Source organism: bacterium, assembly GCA_016708025.1.
In the GTDB taxonomy this organism is placed as follows: domain Bacteria; phylum Zixibacteria; class MSB-5A5; order GN15; family FEB-12; genus FEB-12.
In genome coordinates, this window is the sequence record JADJGQ010000002.1 from 552,394 (window position 1) to 572,115 (window position 19,722).

Below are 19,722 nucleotides of genomic sequence, written 5' to 3' on the forward strand. Positions count from 1 at the left end.
CCGTAAAAATGCGGGGGGAGGAGCACCCCCCGCATGCCTAAGTCGCTCCGGTACAATCAAATTATAGTTGACGTCTGAATCCATAAAGCATATATTTAAGCATCGGTTTCAGGCAATCCCCGCCCCGATACCTCAATCGCCGAATCAACGTCAGCATGGAGGGTGTATGCGTCACGTGTTATTGGTTTGCCTGTTTCTCACTCTTCTCTCAATCGCTGTAACCGCCGCCGATCAACCGCCTTTCGCACGCAATCTGTCTGGAACGTCACAGACATCAGTCCACCATAGTGCCTTGCCTCAGGCATTAGTCTTTGACACCATCACTACCCAGTGTGGCATTCCGCTGGTGGTCTCATGGGACGGCAATATGGGGCACTTTTTTTCCGGTTTGGGCAATATGGGATTTCCCCAGCCATCACCGGAATGTGACACCAATGGCGGCACTCTGAACCGAGGGGATGCGAGCATCTACCTTGGCGATGCTTCACCGGTAATCGTGCGCAAGAATGGGAGCGAATACACCGCCTCCTGGTCGATCTATCAGGATGGTTTTGTTGACCAGTACATCTTCCTGCCGTTTGAGCCCAGTTCTCCCCGAGGGAAATTCACGGCGACTCGATGGGAGGGGTACAATACCGGGACATTCATGACGTCTGACTCGCTGGTCAAGCTGGAACGCACCTATTGGGCGCCGACAGGGGCGACCAATGCGGACAGCTGCAAGTTCATGATCATGCGAACACGGATTTTCCCCGCGAATATCGGCACCAGTGTGAGCGGGCTGGCGATCGGGGATGCCTTCGATTTCGATGTACCATCCGACTCGGGTGTGGTCTTTAATGTCGCCGGGACCGATCCGACCCGTAGCATGGTCTACGTGCGCGGATTCAATTCGCTCGATACGGTGTCGGATTGCTACAACAACAGCCTTCGCTATGCCGGCGCCGCGTTGATCAGAATGCATCAAAAGGATCTGATTTCTCAGACTACACTTTATGCCGGGTATAACGCAGCCAGCGATAGCTTTGTTTACCCGGATGCAGGCTTTATTCCGGAGCAGCTCTGGGCTAATATGCAATCGACCGGTTATTCCAACGAGATTCGAGTCACTGATCTGCATTCGCTCTTGGTCTATAAAAACGTAGGGGCCAATGCCGGCTACACCCTGCAGGCGAATGATACTTTGACGATCTGGACCGCCATAGCGGTCACGCGCCCGGCCGGTGGGACAACCGCTCAGGGGCTGGACAGTCTAAAGAAAGAGATCGATAAGGCAAAGGCATGGTATTACAAGTCCGGAATTATCGCGCCCATTATCTGCGGCTACTGCATCGGGACTACCGGCAATGTCAATTGCGGTCCAGCTCAAACACCGGACCTGTCCGATCTTTCGCTTCTTATACAATACCTGACGGCCGGGCCATTTTCGTTACCATGTCCTTGCGAAGCAGATATCAATCTGAGTAGTCTCGTCGACCTGACAGACCTGTCGATACTGATTGCGTATCTGACCACGGAGCCGCGGCCGATTCTCCCGAACTGCCCGTAGCAGGCAGTTCGCTCAGGATCCAAACGGGCAGGGAACTGGAGGAGAAGATGAAGAAAAGTCTAATTGTGATAGCCTTGCTGGCCGCTCTTGGCATAGTTTCGGGGTTTGCCGCTGATAAGCCACCTGTATCGCAGGTCATGCAATTGGGAAGTGTGCAAATTCCGTATCCTATCCGTCCGGCATTCATTGACTACCCTGAGTACACCAAGCCGTGTATCGAAAAGCAGTACACGGTAACGATAATCAACCGGGACGATCTCATGTTCGAAGTGGTGGCTATCACCGTGCATGAGGATTCTGCAAGACCGTCGGCACCCGACGGATGGTTGGACGTGAGCGGCACGATATCCGAAGTTCCGCCACATGAGTCCCTTTCGGTGACACTCAGATTAAACGCCGGCGGAATAGTCTGCAACCCATATCCGACCGTACTCTATGGTCGACTAGTCTTTACCGTCACCCAGCTTGGCAACACAGGGGACGGAGTTGTCGAGATCCGGTTCACTGTCGCCGACACGATCGTTCTTCCCCAGTGGGATACGGTGACCACTCAGTGCGGCATTCCACTCACAATTGCCACGAACGGCAACCTCGGGGGGGATGGCATTGGCGGCGCAAATCTCAATTTCCCGCAACCGGTGCCGGAGTGCGATACCGGTGAAAACAACCCCGGCAACGCGGCCCTTTATCTGTACAGTGGTTCACCGGTCATTCTGCGAAACAACGGCGATGTCATGGGGGCATCATGGAATATATATGACGAAGATATCACTTCGCCCCACGGATTCAAGCCGCTCTTTCCCAGTTCCAATCGCGGCTATTTCAGTGCCGCTCGTTGGCAGGGATACAATACCGGGACATTCTGCACCTCAGACTCATTGGTAAAACTCGAACGAACTGTCTGGGCGCCGTACGGCGCGACCAACGCGGATAGCTGCAGGTTTATGATCATCAGAACCAGATACTGGCCGTACACGATCAATCAAAGTGTGAGCAATCTGGCGATCGGTGATGCGTTCGATTGGGATATCCCGAGCGATTCGGGAGATTTCCTGAATGTCGCATTCACTGACCCCACCCGCCGATTGGTTGGCATGCGAGGCTTTGACGCGGCGGATACGGGAGCGGTCTGTTACCCAAACTCACTACGCTACGGTGGTGCAGCACTGCTCGAGATGCACCTCAAGACATACATTGCTGAAACTAACCTGTATGCCGGCTACAATGCAAGGAACGATTCGTTTGTGTATCCCCAGGGGACCTTCATACCCGAACAGCTCTGGGAGAACATGCAATCCACTGGTTACTCAAATGAAGTACAGGTTTCAGATCTGCATTCTGTACTTGTATACAAGAATGGCGCGGCAAACCAGGGCTGGACACTTCCTGCAAATGACACATTGACGGTCTATACTGCAGTGGCTGTTGTGCGGCCAACCGGCGGGACTGTCACTCAGGGATTGGACAGTCTGAAGAGGGAGATCGATAAGGCATCCATCTGGTATAGAAACGTACGAACCTGGGCGTGGCCATGTGGATGCTGTTGCATTGGGATGCGGGGAAACGTCAACGCGTCTACAACTGAAACACCAGATTTGTCCGATCTATCGCTAATGATCGCACATTTGACTTCGGACCCGCGACCCGCCTTGCCAAACTTCGCCGAGGCGGACGTCAACGCGGATTGTAAGATCGATCTGGCTGACCTGAGTTGCCTGATCGATAAACTGACCAATCCAACCAGTACGTGCATCAGACAGTGCTAGGAGTAAAGAACAGGTATCCGGGAAAAACCATGAACAAACAAACCTACTACTGCGCAGGATTGGCCCTTGTCGCAATTGTCCTGCTTTCCAGTTTTTCGTTCGCCGTCGATTCTCGGGGGACACTTGTCTCTCAGACCTGGCGCGATCAGCAAAGTTATGGCTCAATCGGGCGAACCGTGGCCGTCTCGCCGCCATCCAGCGGCCAGGCCGCAGTGCAGTTTGTTTATATGGAGAAGGCAAGCTCTTCAGCCTCGCACACTCCACTCTGGGCATGGACGGCATACGATGCTTCGGTCGGCGTGTTCATTGCGCCGGGCGGACGACAGATCGGCCAGTGTGCGGATACGGCGAGCAGTTGTACGCACTACGGTCTTTATCCGCAGATCACTCTCGACTCAAATGGGATCGCCTATGTCAGCGGAAATGATTTCAACGCCAGCGACGGCCACATTCGCTATCACACTATTCGCGATTCCGCGCTATTGCAGGGGAACTTTGGGTATATCGCAGATGGCTCAATTCGACAATCTATGGGCATCCAGTGGCCGAAGATCGATATGACGGAATTCGGGGGAACTCCCATCTTTTATCAATCTGTCACTAGTGGCGGCAATCTGGCAGTCTACAAGAAGGTCGGCTGGTCGACATCACTTAATGACAATACTTGGCAACTGGTTTATACGGATGAAGCGGTCGAATCTGGACATGATCTCGTCTGCGATCGCGCCAGCCTGCGGGTGGTTGTCGCCTATGTCAAGCCGTCAGCCAACGGCGGTAGCGACATCTGGTACGCAAGCTGTTCCAATGGGATCACTTGGTCAAACGCGAACCTGACCCAGTACAGCGGCAATAGTTATCGCGCCTGGCAAGAGGTCTCCACGCTCATCGATTCGGACGGTAAACTGCATTTGCTCTGGAACGGCGCGAAATGGAAAGGTGACAATTTTGACCTCTGGAAAAGCAGGCTCTTCCACTGGTCGGAATGGAATACGTCATCTATCGTGCCTGTTTATTCCGCGGAATGGGACACCCTGACGACCGCATACTACCCGGCATGGGGGATCTTTAATATCGCCCATTTCTCGCTGTCGGAATGCAACAACCGACTGTATGCGCTCTATTCGAGTTTCAATGATCCACTGACCGGTCATATTGATGACGGCTCGGTGGATGAAAACAACCCCTATGCGAATGGCGAGATCTTTGTCTCGGTGTCGAGCGATATTCAAGGGACCGGCTGGATTCTTCCCCGCAATCTCTCGGACAGCTATGGCCAGAACTGCGAGCGAGGGGATTGTGCTGATGATCGACTGATGGGGGTCAGCCGCATGGGCATCAATGAAGCGGATTACCCGGTCAACGACTGGAACAGCCTGGAGTTATGGGTGATGGACGGTGGTTCTCCAAATGGACATTTCCTGCCGGTCTGGTACCTGACTGATCGCATTCCCGGGGATGCCGGCACCAATACGACAATGATGACCAGGAATGACCTTCGCCTCATCCGCCTGGCCTGTACCGCGCCAACTCCGTCGTGTCAGTTGGCATCGAGTGTCTATCAGGTCGTACAGAACATCAAGCTTGGGGGATCGGATGATGCTTTCGATATTCCAGTCCTTCTCGAAAATATCTGCAGCGACCAGATGAGTATACTGTCGGTGACCGCCTTCGAAGATTCATCGACCGCTCCGGTCATTCCCGGGTGGTTGGTCACTACAGGATTGCCGGGCATCATTCTGCCGAATGATTCCGTGCAATTCCTGATTCACCTGAACCAGGGAGAAGTGATCAAAAACGCCGGGAAGTACTATGGCAGGCTTGTGGTAGTGTATGATCCGCCGGCTGATACTTTGACCATTCCCGTGGTCATTACCGCAGGCGGAAAGGGAACCTTAACGCCGCCATTCGCCGTATGGGACACGCTGACCACTCAATGTGGCTTGAGTTTGGCGGTGAGCAATTTCGGGAGTATGGGGAATGACTATGCGGGAGGCGCAAACTTCAGTTTCCCGCAGCCATCGCCCGAGTGCGACACCAACGGTGGGGACCTGAGTCGAGGGGATGCCTCTATCTACCTTGGTGCCGCCTCGCCGATCATTGTTAAACGTATCGCGCCAGACAACTATGCGGCAAGCTGGGGAGTGTACTCCGACAACGCTCAATTCAGTCACACCTTCAAACCGATGGCCGAATCGCCCACCGCAGGTCCTTTTACGACCGCGCGATGGGATGGATACAACTCTGGTGTCTTCTGTTCAGCAGATTCATCGGTGAAAATTCAGGTGACATGGTACGCTCCGAAAGGTCCGACCAATGCTGATAGTTGCAAGTTCATGGTCCAACGTATGAAGATCTATTCATTCACTAATGGCGTCTCTGTGCCAAACCTCGCCATCGGCCAGATCTTTGATTGGGATTTGCCGAGTGACACCGCTTCTCCGAATCACCTGGCCAATGTCGCAGGCACCGATCCAACTAGAAGACTGGTCTATATGCGGGGATTCAATTCACCAGATAGTGTCTCTGACTGTTACAACAACGGACTTCGCTACGGTGGCGCGGCGTTGATCGCAATGGGCTTCAATAATTACTTACCAGAGTATTCGCTCTACGCTGTTTACAATGTGGCCAATGACAGCTTCCTGTACCCGGCCGGTGGACTTGTACCAGAACAGCTCTGGGCGAACATGCAGTCGACCGGCTACTCAAACGAATCCCGTGTGACCGACCTGCAATCTATGCTGGTCTACAAAAACGGTGCAGCGAATTCGGGCTGGACACTTCCTGCGAATGACACGCTAACAATCTGGACTGCGCTAGCTGCGGTGCGTCCAACGGGAGGGACTGTGGCGCAGGGTCTGGATAGCTTGAAGAAAGAGATCGAAAAGGCAGCATCTTGGTACCGCGGACCGAGGGACCATGGACTCTGTTTGGGCGATTGCATGGGAACTAGGGGGAATGTGAACAAGAGCGTTAGTGAAACCCCCGACCTTTCTGACCTATCACTATTGGTCGCATACTTTGTCGGACAGCCCAGGCCAACCCTTCCCAGCTGCGTGGAAGCTGACATGGACGGAAGTGGCATTCTCGATCTTTCAGACCTCTCCATTCTTATCGCATATCTGACCATCGAACCTCGACCAACACTTCCGAACTGCTAGTGATTTGGATAGGCAACAAGTAGAAACTGGAGATTAGAATGAAGAAAGTCGTTGTCCTGTTCATAGTGGTCCTGCTCACCACGTGCCAGTGGGCATTTGGCGCGATTACGAAACCGGTCGAACAGAACGGATGGCTCGAAGTGTCTCCGTCGTCGATTGGATACCCGGAATACACCAAGCCGGGTGTTGAGAAGCAGTACACAGTAACAGTGAGAAATCCGTTTGATAGCATTCTCTTAGTGCTGGCAATCGCCCCGTATGAGGATTCCGCGAAGCCGTCGGCGCCAAGCGGATGGCTGGGGATCAGCGGGACATTCACTGAAATTCCTGCACATGATTCACGAAATCTGACCCTTGAACTTAATAACGGTGGGGTGGTAATGTCATCGCACCCCACCAGATTGTATGGCCGAGTTGTCTTCACACTGCAGTTGATGGGTGAGGTTGCCACTGAACAAGGAACTTTGCCGATAAACTTCACGGTTTGCGATACCATCGTATTCCCAGTCTGGGATACGGTGGTCACTACCTGTGCAATGCCACTGACGATCGGTTCCAATGGGAACCTTGGGGCGCACGGGATCGGCGGAGCGAATCTCAATTTTCCGCAGCCGTCTCCGGAATGTGATACCGGCGAAAATAATCCGGGGAATGCCGCTGTCTACTTATTTGATGCATCTCCTGTGGTCCTCAGGAAAGTTGGCGATAGTGTGGTCGGATCATGGTCCGTGTACGATGGCGATATCTCTTCGCCCAACGGCTTTAAGCCGCTTTTCCCCAGTTCGAATCGCGGGTATTTCAGCGCCGCTCGATGGGAAGGTTACAATACCGGGACATTTTGCACGGCTGATTCTCTGGTGAAGGTCGAACGAACTGTCTATGCGCCAGCCGGGACCTTCAATGCGGATAGCTGTCATTTCGTTATCATGCGCACGCGGTACTACCCGTACATGATTAGCTCGAGCGTGAATGGACTAGCGATCGGAGACGTCTTCGACTTCGATATACCAAGTGATTCGGGTGGAATAGGAAATGTGGGCGGAGTGGACGCTAGTCGTAGACTTGTCTATGCGAGGGGGTACAAATCGGGTTCTGTTGGAACCGCATGCTATGACAACAGTTTTCGCTATGCTGGAGCAGCACTCTTGGCATATAACACGAGGTCCTGCGCCGGCGACACGATGTTGTACGGTGGCTATAATGCGGCAAATGATAGTTTTATCTATCCAGCCGGAAGGTTCGACGCCGAGCAGCTCTGGGCTAGCATGCAAACGATGGGCTATTCCACCGAATCACGAATTACTGATTTACATTCTGTACTCACCTACACGAATGGCTCTTCTGATCAGGGATTCACGTTACCCGCAAATGACACTCTTACCGTCTGGACCGCCATCGCGGTCGTACGGCCCGCTGGTGGAACATCCGCGCAAGCGCTCGACAGCCTCAAGAGAGAGATCGACAAAGCTCGGCGATGGTGGCGGAATTTCTGTGTCTGTTGCTTTAGCTGCTGTTACTTCAAAACCGGAAACATTGCGACGCACCCCTGGGAAATTCCGAATCTGACCGACCTGTCCTACTTGATCGCTTACCTGACGACAGAACCAAGGCCGGTGTTAGGGTGCATGCATGAAGCAAACGTCAATGGATCTGGTGGCATTGATCTATCCGACCTCTCGCTCTTGATTGCGTACTTCATCGAGACTCCGCGTCCGGAACTCCCATACTGTCCGCTATGAGTTCAGGTGAAGGAAAGAGGCACCGAGTTATTATTGGAGGAGAAGATGAACAAATCAGTTTTTCTGATCATAGTTGTGGTGCTTACCGCGTGCCAGATGGCGTTTGCTGCAAGCACCAAGCCGGTCGAACAGAACGGATGGCTCGAAGTGTCTCCATCGTCGATCGGCTATCCGGAATACACCAAGCCGGCTGTGGAGAAGCAGTATACGCTCATGTTGAAGAACGTCGGGCCGCTGACCATAACTATCCCAGTGGTCACTCCCTTTGAGGATTCCGCCAAACCATCGGCGGCGCCAGGATGGCTCGGCTATGGCACGCTTCCAGGCGATATTCTGCCCGGTGATTCAACTACGATGGTGTTGGAGCTCAACGACGGCGGTGTTGTAATGAGCTCTGCTCCAACTCAATTATTCGGCAGACTGAGATTCTACTTTGGTCCGTCGGGTGACTCGCTCGACCTCCCGATCAGCTTTATAGTCGCCGACACGATAGTTTTTCCGGTCTGGGATACGGTGACAACTCAGTGCGGCATTCCGCTCACAGTTGGAACCAACGGGAACCTTGGTGCGCATGGCATCGGAGGGGCGAATTTTGGTTTCTGGCAGACATCACCAGAGTGTGACACTGGAGAGAATAACCCCGGGAACGCGGACATTTATCTTGCCGATGCCTCGCCGGTGATCGTCCGTCGTGCAGGGGTCGGCAACTATATCGGCTCCTGGTCTGTTCATAGCGGTGACGTTACTTCGCCTAATGGCTTTAAGCCACTTTTCCCCAGCCCCAACCGCGGGTATTTCAGCGGCGCTCGATGGCAGGGGTACAATTCAGGCATATTTTGCACGACTGATTCGCTGGTGAAACTCGAACGAACTGTCTGGGCGCCGAACGGAGCGACCAACAATGACAGCTGTAAGTTTGTCATTATGCGAACCAGGATCTTTCCGTATTCGATCGGAATGAGTGTAAGTGGATTGGCGATCGGTGATGTGTTTGACTGGGACATCCCGAGCGATTCGGGTGAGCTGCTTAATATCGCCGGAACCGACCCGACGCGCCGACTAGTCTATATGCGCGGGTTTGATTCAGCCGACCCAGGAACAGATTGCTACAACAATTCCCTTCGTTATGGAGGGGCGGCCTTGATTAAAATGCACATGAAGGACTGTGTAGGCAACACGACGCTTTTTGCCGGTTACAATGCGGCCAACGACAGCTTTGTCTATCCGGCTGGCGGCTTTGTGCCGCAACAGCTCTGGGAGAACATGCAGTCGACCGGCTATTCCAACGAATCCCGCATTGCTGACCTTCACTCGATGCTCGTCTACAAGAATGGCGCCGCCAATGCAGGTTTCACCCTTCCGGCGAATGATACATTGAATATCTGGACTGCTATCGCGGTCGTTCGGCCAACTGGGGGAACTACGGCGCAGGGATTGGACAGTCTGAGGAAAGAGATCGACAAGGCCTTTGCCTGGTCCAATAATGTTGCAACTTGTTGTTGCGGTTGTTGTGAGCTTACCCGAGGAAACGTCATTTCCATTCCATGGACAACACCTAACCTATCCGACCTCTCATACTTGATCGCCTATATGACTGTGACTCCTCGACCGGTGATCTATTGCTTTGCAGAGGCAGATGTAAACGGTTCCGGTGACATTGACATTTCAGACCTGTCACTGCTGATAACGTTTCTCACGGTGACACCCCGACCAACTCTGCCGCCGTGTCCATTCTGATTTATCGAGTCTCACGATTGAAAAAAGCCGGCCACGTGGCCGGCTTTTCTTCTGGTGGAACTACCAGTATGACGAAGAAAGGATTATGCTGATTTACGACGACGAATTATCCCCATCCCAACCAATCCAGTTCCAAACAGCAACATCGAGATCGGCTCCGGTACCGGCGCCGCGCTGACAGTCAACCGTCCATCGGATCGGAACTGCGTGTAGCCAGCCGGTGGCATATTGTCGGGGAGGTAACATTCCGGAATGAAGCCGGCAAGCATCAACGAACCAAACCCGGTGGTCGGAGAGGTGAAGGTGTGATTAAACGAGGCGCAACCCCAGATCCCCATATCGGCGATCTGTCCCTGTAACCAGGAAGCTCCGCCCGCCAGATCATTCAGCGAAAAGATGTGGCTGAAATTGAGATTCGGGATCGGCATGTTCACCATTGGCAGAGAAAGCCCTGAAATACTCAGATCCCAGGCCCATTCCTGCGAGGGATTCCCCATCATATCGGCAAGCGACGGGTAGCCGGGGTCGTAGGTGAAGCTGAAATTGAGCATTGCCGCGGTGTTGAATCCCTGTCCTGCCAGGGCAGGATTCAGTCCGAAGGTCTCGATTACGTGGCCGGAGCTTTCATAGGCGGCCGCACCACTGAAATTGGTTGCAGTGAAGGTGAACGCCGAAGCGGTTCCAGGCAAAACGATCACCATGATCGCCAACGCCGAAAGCGCTGCAGCCATAAGGAGTTTTCTCATGCTACCTCCAATGAAGGGTTAAGGTCTGGGTAAGTGCCTGACCCCCCATAGTGCAAAGAGTGTACCTACTTTGTCTTTTATCCTGTATATTCTTTGGACAGCGGATATTACCGGGCGATCCGCGACCAGAACCGCGCATACTTGCCAAACCACAAACGGATCGAAGCGTGAAAAAAGCGAAATACGTCCATGGGACCAGCCCGGATGAGCAAGCGAGACTGGCTCAGCTCAACGCCCTGACCAACCCGAAATTCATCGAGTTCCTCAATGTCCGCTCAACCGACATGGTGCTGGAGATCGGCGCAGGTTTGGGGATACTCGCGTCACAGGTTGCGGATGTTGCGGCTAACGGACAAGTTCTCGCCGTTGAGTTCTCGCCGGAGCAGATCGCGCGACGTCACGGCTGTCGACTCAATCTCCATTTCATTCGTGGCGACGCGCATCATCTCCCCTTTGAAGATAATACCTTCGATGTTGTCTACTGTCGGTATGTCCTCGAGCATATGGCCGATGCGCTGCATGTCATTTCTGAAGCGCGGCGCGTGCTGAAACCTGGCGGGAGATTTCTGGCGCAGGAGAATAATATCGCTGTCAATTTCTTCTATCCGGAATGTCCGCGCTTTGAACCGGTCTGGCTCAAATTGGCGGAGTTACAGGAGAAGCTGGGGGCCGATGCTCATGTCGGGAAAAAGCTCTTTGCCTATTTCAGGCAGGTCGGATTCAAGGAAACCTCGATCTCGCTGGCCGAAGAGTTTCACCATGCCGGAATGAGCAGTTTCCAGTTCTGGGTGGAGAATCTGGCCCGGATCATCCAGGCCAGCCGGGAGGATTTCATCCGATTTGGAATTCTGACCGGGGAAGAGATCGATGCCGGCGTGGCGGAAGCTATGTCGTTCAGTCGCTTACCCGATGCCGCCGCCTATTTTTACTGGAACCGGGCGGTCGGAACGAAGTAGCATTTGACCCCATTTTCGACCCTATCTGACATCGAATCAACGAAATCGGACAATCAAAACAATTTAAGTTGTTGATTAACAACCGGTTTTCGGCGTGCAAAATATATTCGGCCAAGCATCACATTCACTAAACATCCTTCAGTATCCTGCCGTATAATACGATATACTGACTCTACCAGAGTTAGAAAGGTGAATTATGGATGCAATAGATCGTGACATTCTGAATATCCTTCAGCAGGATGCCCGTATCCCCAACAATGAGATCGCCAAACGTGTCGGAATTGTGCCGTCGGCGACTTCGGAGCGGATCCGGAAACTTGCTTCCAAAGGATTGATCTCAAACTACGAAACACGCCTGAACTCAAAGTCGCTCGGCTTTGGATTGGTCGCGTTCATTTTTGTGCGCTCGCAGGAACCGGTCTCCGGTTATCCGACCGCCGACAAACTCACGGCAATCCCGGAAGTACAGGAAGTCCACAACATCGCCGGCGAAGATTGCTACCTGATCAAAGTGCGCGTGCGAGATACCGAATATCTCAGTCACTTCCTGCGCGAGAAGATCGGGTCGATCCCTGAGGTCAACAGCACGCGAACGATCATCGCGCTCGAGACTTTTAAAGAGACCTCGAATCTTCCGATTCAATTGATCGGCACCGGGAACGGATCAAACGGAAAATCCGGCGACCAGGTGAAATAGAATGACCATCGGAAGCAGTCACGCTGGAGCATCACGTCTTCAGGTGGCGCTCGCCTTCGCGGCGGTCTATGTCATCTGGGGTTCGACCTACCTGGCGATCCGCTTCGCAGTCGATACGCTTCCGCCTTTTCTGATGATGGGGACGCGCTTCCTTTTGGGAGGCGCGTTCTTTTATGTCTGGGTGCGGATGTCCGGCGAACCGATCCCGACCTGGCGACAAGTTCGTTCGGCCAGCATCGTCGGGATCCTGATGCTCTGTTGCGCGACCGGCGTGGTCGGTTGGGCAGAGCAGTTCGTTCCGTCCGGACTGACCGCCCTGATCATCTCCGGCGCTCCCGCCATTTTTGTCCTGATCGAGTGGCTTCGCCCGCGCGGCAACAAACCAAACCTGCTGACTATTGTCGGATTGGTCATTGGCTTTACCGGCACTACAATCCTGATCGGCCCTGATCAGATCCTATCCGGAACGGTGGACCACAAATATTTCATTGGCGCGATAGCGATCATGGTGGCTTCGGCTTGCTGGGCCGGCGGATCAATCCTGTCTCAGCATATTGAGATGCCGAAATCGATGCTGACTGCGGCGGCAGTGGAATTGTTGGTCGCCGGGGGAGTACTGGTGCTGTTCGGACCATTGATCGGAGAGCGAGTCGTTTGGGAGACGGTTTCGCTCAAATCGGTTCTGGCGCTTGGCTACCTGACTGTCTTTGGTGCGCTCGCTTTTGCTGCATACGTATTTCTGTTGCGAGTTTCCACACCGGCCAAGGTCTCGACCTATGCCTATGTGAATCCAATTGTCGCAGTCATTCTGGGGACAACTTTGGGTGGGGAGAAATTCGATGCCCGCATGGGGATTGCATCGGTGATCATTATCGGCGCGGTTGCCTTGATCACGATCGCCAAATCAGTGCGGAGAGATCCCGAAGTATCACCGACCGCCGCCGCTGTACCGGTCGACTCCGAAGTGTAGCTGCTATTCCTTGCCGACGCGGCTCGATTCCGACGGTTTCCTGGGTGCCACCATCACCGACTTCTCTCGTTCAACTACCACCAGCCCCGGTTTGGCTTTGGCCGGTTTGCGGACATACCGCCGCTCAGTATAGATCACCGGCACCAGCGAGTCATTTTTCGCTTTGCTGAAAAACGCGGCGATCGCGGCGGTTTCTTCTATCTCCGCTTTGGATGGCTCAAACGATTTGTTCGGGAATTTTATCACCACATGCGACCCGGGACATTGCTGGGTATGGAACCAGAGTTCATATGGCTTGGCAAAATCAAAGGTTGTCCGGTCGTTGTCGGAGCCATCGCGCCCAACAAAGATAGTCAGTCCGGTGGAAAGATGATACGGCTTGTAGGGGAGACGTTGCGCCGGAGCCGAGCTTGGACCCGCCACGCGCGGACGAAGCGATTCCAGCTCTGCGCGGTATCGCTCGATCGCCTGTTCATACTGCCGATCCAGCGCATCGGCGATCTCCCGAAGTTCTTCCAGTTCTCCTCGGGTTATCTCCAGACGACGTTGCAGCAGGTCGAGCCCTTCCCGTCCTTTGCGGTAGCGCCGGAAGTATGATTCAATATTCTCCTGCGGAGCGAGCGCCTGCTCGAGTGGAATGGTCATTCTCTGCGAATTGTCGGCAATGACATCTTCGAGCTCGATCGTGGTCATTCCTCGTTTCAACTTATCAAAGTTGATCTGGAGCAATTCGCCAAGCCGCTTGTAACGCTCGAAATCCTGCGCCTCGGTAATATCATGTTCAAGCTTGTGTATGCGACGATCCAGCTTTTTGATCGCTGAGCCGACCAGATCGATAGTGGTCTTTCGCTCATCCCGCTCTTCGGTTTTGTCCTGACGGCGCGAGGCGCCGGTCATGATCGCCATCGAGAGCGATTTCAACTTCTCCGGCTGTTCATCGATGGATGACAGTTTGAACGGATATGCCTCCGGGGTTCCGGCGATAGAGTAGAGATAGCCTGATTCCGGTTCCGCAAAGCGGGTCACTATCTCGCCGATGGCAACGACCAGCTTATTGATCTGTTCCGGTTCTATCTCTTCCAGGTCATGATCGGAGGCTCCTGCTCGGAAGGCGACCTCGCGCGCCAGCGTTCTATTGAATCCGACAATCGACTTTTCGAGATAAATGGTCAGAGGGAGAGTGGGGGAGTCGTCCGCTGTATCCTTAATAGACTGTTCCAATTGCTCTGAAGTGATCCCTCTGGGGTCGATTCGCCCCGGCATGACGGGCACTTCGTATCGCTCGCCTTCTTTGAAGTCACGGTTGCGCAGCGTTCCCTGTTTGCCGAACTGGTGATCCAGCCGCCAGACATTGCCATTCGTTCCGATCGCTTCAATAACGACCGTCTCAGTTTTGCCGTCGTTTTCCACTGTCAGGTAGAAGACACGATCCAAAACCGGCTGGCTGACTTCAACTACAGTTGCGCCAGCCAGATCGAAGATCGGCCAGGGCTTTTCGCGAGTCTCGATCTTCACTTTTGAACCAGGGACTATATAATAGCCCGAGCCTGCCGGGTGGAAGATCGATGCGATCGCCCAAAGACCGCTCTGACTCTTCACGAAAAAGTAGGCCGACCGTTCCTTCTTGTAGAACTCTGTATTGACAATTCTGCCGCCGGTCAGTTCGCGTTTCATTTCCGTGACCAGCGAAAGGATATGGAGTGCTGTTTGCATGGCGCGAATATAGCGGCGCCGCCCGATTGCTACAAGTCTCAATTGACCGGACCGTCTGCCCCTCCTATACTAAAGGACTAACCAACGTTTAAAGGAGATACAATGAAATACGGCGCAAGAAATCGGATAGTCGGAAAAGTCACTTCCGTGAAAAGCGGCGATATCATGTCGCTGGTGAAATTCGACGTGACTAGCCCACACACGATGGCTTCGGTGCTGACAACTGAGTCGGTCGAAGAATTGGGTCTAAAGCCGGGCGATGAAGTGGAACTGATCGTCAAAGCGATCCATGTCCTGCCGGTGAAAAAATAGGCATGGCTCAATTCTGCTTGCGCTGGTAGTAAGCAAATCCCATCTCGCCGGTCTCCGACTCTTCGTAGAGCTCGAAACCTTCATACTGGCGTACCGGTATGAGGATCATCTCTGGCGTGTACCATCGACTGAACTCCGGCTCGCGAGCAAGCTCATATTCGGTGAGGAACCACCCCATGGTGACCGCATAGCCGGCCGCGCCTCCGGCAATGATATAGTCCGGTTTACGGCTCAGGACATATTTCCCATCACCCTTTTCGTGGCCGGGTACATCCTGCCACCGTGCCACTTTCGGCGGATCTTTCCGTTTGGCGATCGTACGATCATTCAGTCCTAGCATATCAATAAACCGATGGTCAGGCGCATAATACGGCGTCGAGCCGGCAGTGTTAAGCGCGATAAGACTCCCTTTCGGGAAGGTGGCATTGATATACTCGCCGACTATACGTCCAAGAAAGGCGGCGCCATCTTCATGCTTGGCCCGTGCGACCAATGCGGGCGGGAAGATCATTTGCAAACAGAGGAGCAGAATGATAATTGGAAGTGCGGCCATCCCCAGATTTCTTCGTCGGCTCGAGATAAGGGGGCGAAGGGCGTCTGCAATCAGAAGCGCACTCAGCGGGATGATCGGAACCATGAAACGGAACGCCGGCATATGATCCCCGCCGACCAAAACGATATAGCCAAGATGCGCCGCCAGGATCATCAGGAACAGCGTATGGCGTGATTGCCAAACTCTCTGCACTTTCAGCCAGATTATCGCGAGCAAAGTAAGCGGCAAGAGATAAGGGAGTGAGAATGCATAGTCGCGAAGATACTCCAGCCCTCGCCAGATATTGGAAAGCATGACCGTCCCTTTGACATATGCTGGATTCGGGAGCCAGTCACCGTAGTAGGAATAACGCCAAAGAAGAAACGAACCAAAGCAGAGGAGAAAGGCGGCAATCGCGAACTGCATCGCTTTGCGATTGTACACGGCCATCCATGCGAGCGCACAGACGAAGTAGAGTGGGCCATCTGGGCGAGTCATGGACAGCAAAGCAAAGAGTAGTCCGGCGGCGACCGCCCCACGCATGCCTACAGTCTCAGTGGACAAAGTCTGCCAGATCGAAAGCAGTAGCAACAGCGCAAACAGTACCGGCTCCAATCCACCGATCGACCAAATGATCATCGGCAGCGAACTGAGCATTACCAGAACCGCCAGCATGGGAGTGATCTGATCATCTGGATATTGCTGTCGACAGAACCTCCACCCGACACATCCGACGGCTATGAGGCTGCCGATACCGAGCCATTTGGTTGCCATCACCGGGTCGATTCCGGCTATCCCGAGCAGGCTGACCAGCATCACCCAGAGAAAATTGCTGTACCCTTCCACTCGTTCTCCTGGATTCCAGACCAGACCGTGTCCATGCAGAAAATTCTGCACATAGCGCAAAGAGATGAATGCATCATCGTGGTAGAACTTCTGGAATGAGACATAGTCGATCAGAGAAAGCAGGAGTGCAATCAGGAGCAGGGTGATCGGGAGAAATTTGGAGAGGTTGGTCATGTCACGTTGTCTGTTTGCTTTGAAGAGTAAGATAACGCATTGCGGTGCAAGCCGCCAGCCCCTCATTTCCGGATGTGGCCGGGTCCCGCCGGAAAAATACTGCTTGCCAACTGGACCCAGCCTTACCACTTTACCGGCAGAACTTAGATCCGTTGGGGGTGGCGTAATAACGACCGCCTGAGATCATACCCCCTCGACCTGATCCGGGTAATACCGGCGTAGGGAAACGGAGATGCGTGTTAATCACATCCCCCGTGCCTGATTTTCCCAGGCTTACCTATCGATTCAGGACGGAATCTTGCAAACCTATTCTGCGAGGTTACTGTCATGAAACGTCTCTTTCACTCGATTCTCAGCCTATGGCTGCTGTGTATCGCTCTGCCGATATCGGCATCCGCCCTGTCCGGCAAGGTAGTCGACCCGGAGGGGAACCCTTTGGTTGCCGTCTCGATCGTCACCGACCGGTCCGGTGTCGGCACTCAGACCGATAGTTCCGGACAATTCCAACTCCCCTCTATTGAGGAGGTCACCCGCATTACGTTTTCATCGGTGGGTTATGAAGCAAAGCAGTATGCGATCGACCGGGTACCATCGGTAGTCACGCTGCAGCCGATCTATTATCGCACTCGTGATATCCTGATCAGTTCCGATCGGGCACGCGAGGGAGTCACGCCGGTTCCGTTTGAGAATCTCTCTCAGGATGAGATCGCGCGGGACTATACGGTTGGCGAATTTCCGCTCTTGCTCGAGTCGACGCCGAATCTTTATTCGTATGCCGATGCCGGTTCTTCGCTCGGCTACAGCTATATGTCGATCCGCGGCTTCAACGACAAGCGGGTTTCCGTCTATATCAATGGAGTCCCGCTGAATGACCCGGAGGATCAGGCGACTTACTTTGTCGATCTCCCCGATTTTGCCGCCACGGTCTCCGATATCCAGGTGCAGCGTGGGGTTGGCAATTCGCTGTATGGCGATGCCTCGTTCGGTGGCTCGGTCAATATCGCTTCAAACTCATTCGCGCGGGAACGTCAGGCCCGCATTACTACCGGCTATGGTGAGTATAGGTCCAACGGTAAGACAGTAGGTGAAGTAACCAAACAGTCAATTGAGTACGCTTCCGGCCTGATCGATGGCCGCTGGGCATTTGCCGGACGGTTTTCGCGGCAGAACTCAAGCGGGTACCGCCACAATAGCTGGTACGAAGGGTGGGCGTACTATTTCTCGCTGGCGAGGCTCACGCCGAAATCGACCACTGATCTCCAGATCTACGGCGGCCCCATGCGGATGCATCTCGCATACTATGGTACTCCGCGAGAAGTGCTGAAGGTAGATCGCCGCACGAATTATCTGTCATACGACAACGAAACTGACAATTTCAATCAGCCGCACTACCAGCTGCACAATGTGTTTGAAGTCAATGACAAGGTGACGTTGACCAACACGCTCTACTATATTCGCGGCAAAGGGTATTATGAGCAATTAAAGCAGTCGGCAGCGTACAGCGATTACAATATTCGATCGGACCAGGTTAACACAGACACTCTGACCGGTGAGCCGTTTGAATCCGGCAATATCGCCCGGCAGATCTGGGTGGCCAAAGATCAATATGGCTGGAACCCGCGTCTGGATATCGACCATGCAGCCGGACGGCACTCAGTCGGTGGCTCATTCTACTACTTCAGATCGGATCACTGGGGGCAGGTGATTTTCGCGGAGAACGTAAACTCTACCCTCTCTCCGGGGCATAGATTTTACCAGTATTTCGGCGACAAGTATGTCGGCTCGCTTTATCTGCAGGAGCAATACGCGCTGACGCCGAAACTGGGAATGCTGGCTACTGCACAACTTCGCTATCAGAAATATCAGTTCGACCAGGTGAAGATGGGAGCATTCAAAGGGTACGATTACGATCTGGACTGGCTCTTTTTCTCGCCGCGTCTCGGATTCACCTATACCCTGACACCGGCAGTCAATCTGTTTGCCAATGTGGCGGTATCATCGCGGACACCTACCGATGCTGAGATCTATGACGCCAATGACCCCAGTATTATGCCATCGCTGGAGATCGAAGATCGGCAGGTGAACGGAAGCGATACGACCTACACTTTCGGCGACCCGACCGCAGAGTCAGAGCGAGTGGTTAACTACGAACTGGGGGCAAAGTATCGCGACAACAAGAAGATGTTCGGGTTGAATCTCTTCTGGATGGACTTCCGTAACGAGATCATCCCGTATGGCGGCATCAACCCAAATACTGGACTGGCGATCACCACCAATGCCGATCGGTCGGTGCATGCCGGTATTGAGCTGAGCGGTGAACTCAATCTAGATGACCACTTCACACTTGGCGGCAACTGGTCGTTTAATTACAATCGGGTCAAAGAGTATTCGATCACGCTACAACTGGAGGATGACTCCCCGTTCACGGTTGACCTTGCTGACAAAAAGCTCTCCGGCTTTCCGGAGTATCTCGGGAATCTGATGCTCGACTACAAAACTGGTCTGTTCCGTGCAACCTGGCGGACACGGTTTGTCGGTCGGCAATGGATGGAGCTGGTCAATCTCGAGAATCTGTCTATCGCACCGTATGCGACATCATCGATCTCTGCCTCGGCCAACTGGAACAAGTTTGCCGATCTGGGGACTTTGGTCTTTTCGGTCAGGGTTGACAACCTGTTCGACAAGAAATATGAAACCTCCGGGTATGGAGGCAATTACGCCTACACCGGTGACGGCAGTGTGGTGGTCGACGGCTGGGCAGAATATTATGTCGGCGCCGAACGGAATTTCTACCTCCAACTCGCACTGGAGCTGTTCTAAGGAA

Annotated in this window: 13 protein-coding genes and 1 riboswitch; of the genes, 10 read left to right on the forward strand and 3 right to left on the reverse strand. The window is 53.6% G+C overall.

Features of this window, described 5'->3' with window-relative positions:
* Positions 1-166: 166 nt before the first annotated feature.
* From IPH75_08685 to IPH75_08705, 5 genes are read left to right on the forward strand one after another with little or no spacing between them, the layout of a single operon-like run.
* Positions 167-1,549, forward strand: coding sequence for a hypothetical protein (locus tag IPH75_08685; protein MBK7142142.1), 1,383 nt, complete (start codon positions 167-169; stop codon positions 1,547-1,549).
* A gap of 47 nt (positions 1,550-1,596) precedes the next feature.
* On the forward strand, positions 1,597-3,315 hold the full coding sequence (locus IPH75_08690; GenBank protein MBK7142143.1) for a hypothetical protein: 1,719 nt from the start codon (positions 1,597-1,599) through the stop codon (positions 3,313-3,315).
* A 29-nt stretch (positions 3,316-3,344) separates the two neighbouring features.
* Entirely contained in the window at positions 3,345-6,476 is a 3,132-nt protein-coding gene (locus tag IPH75_08695) for a hypothetical protein (protein ID MBK7142144.1), read from the forward strand.
* A 38-nt stretch (positions 6,477-6,514) separates the two neighbouring features.
* Positions 6,515-8,215 (forward strand): hypothetical protein, encoded by a 1,701-nt coding sequence (locus IPH75_08700; protein ID MBK7142145.1) that lies wholly within the window; start codon positions 6,515-6,517, stop codon positions 8,213-8,215.
* Positions 8,216-8,260: 45 nt separating this feature from the next.
* Positions 8,261-9,952 (forward strand): hypothetical protein, encoded by a 1,692-nt coding sequence (locus tag IPH75_08705; protein MBK7142146.1) that lies wholly within the window; start codon positions 8,261-8,263, stop codon positions 9,950-9,952.
* 83 nt (positions 9,953-10,035) lie between these two features.
* Here IPH75_08705 and IPH75_08710 read toward each other — a convergent pair whose 3' ends face one another.
* Entirely contained in the window at positions 10,036-10,653 is a 618-nt protein-coding gene (locus tag IPH75_08710) for a PEP-CTERM sorting domain-containing protein (GenBank protein MBK7142147.1), read from the reverse strand.
* A gap of 212 nt (positions 10,654-10,865) precedes the next feature.
* Between IPH75_08710 and IPH75_08715 the strand changes: the two genes are divergently transcribed.
* The 3 genes from IPH75_08715 to IPH75_08725 all read left to right on the forward strand — a co-directional run bounded on the left by IPH75_08715 (position 10,866) and on the right by IPH75_08725 (position 13,321).
* On the forward strand, positions 10,866-11,654 hold the full coding sequence (locus tag IPH75_08715) for a methyltransferase domain-containing protein (protein ID MBK7142148.1): 789 nt from the start codon (positions 10,866-10,868) through the stop codon (positions 11,652-11,654).
* 193 nt (positions 11,655-11,847) lie between these two features.
* The gene (locus IPH75_08720) at positions 11,848-12,351 is read left to right on the forward strand and encodes an Lrp/AsnC family transcriptional regulator (protein MBK7142149.1); all 504 of its coding nucleotides are present in this window, start codon (positions 11,848-11,850) and stop codon (positions 12,349-12,351) included.
* Position 12,352: 1 nt separating this feature from the next.
* Positions 12,353-13,321 (forward strand): EamA family transporter, encoded by a 969-nt coding sequence (locus tag IPH75_08725; protein MBK7142150.1) that lies wholly within the window; start codon positions 12,353-12,355, stop codon positions 13,319-13,321.
* Between the two features lie 3 nt (positions 13,322-13,324).
* On the opposite strand, the gene IPH75_08730 is transcribed toward IPH75_08725, so the two are convergent.
* Positions 13,325-15,034, reverse strand: coding sequence for a DUF814 domain-containing protein (locus tag IPH75_08730; GenBank protein MBK7142151.1), 1,710 nt, complete (start codon positions 15,032-15,034; stop codon positions 13,325-13,327).
* Between the two features lie 102 nt (positions 15,035-15,136).
* On the opposite strand from IPH75_08730, the gene IPH75_08735 reads away from it, so the two are divergent.
* Entirely contained in the window at positions 15,137-15,346 is a 210-nt protein-coding gene (locus tag IPH75_08735) for a TOBE domain-containing protein (GenBank protein ID MBK7142152.1), read from the forward strand.
* A gap of 7 nt (positions 15,347-15,353) precedes the next feature.
* On the opposite strand, the gene IPH75_08740 is transcribed toward IPH75_08735, so the two are convergent.
* Positions 15,354-16,898 carry a hypothetical protein gene (locus IPH75_08740; protein ID MBK7142153.1) on the reverse strand — a complete coding sequence of 515 codons (1,545 nt, stop codon included), beginning with the start codon at positions 16,896-16,898 and terminating at the stop codon, positions 15,354-15,356.
* A gap of 144 nt (positions 16,899-17,042) precedes the next feature.
* A riboswitch (TPP riboswitch) is annotated at positions 17,043-17,140 on the forward strand.
* Between the two features lie 85 nt (positions 17,141-17,225).
* On the opposite strand from IPH75_08740, the gene IPH75_08745 reads away from it, so the two are divergent.
* Entirely contained in the window at positions 17,226-19,718 is a 2,493-nt protein-coding gene (locus IPH75_08745; GenBank protein MBK7142154.1) for a TonB-dependent receptor, read from the forward strand.
* The last annotated feature ends 4 nt before the right edge of the window (positions 19,719-19,722 follow it).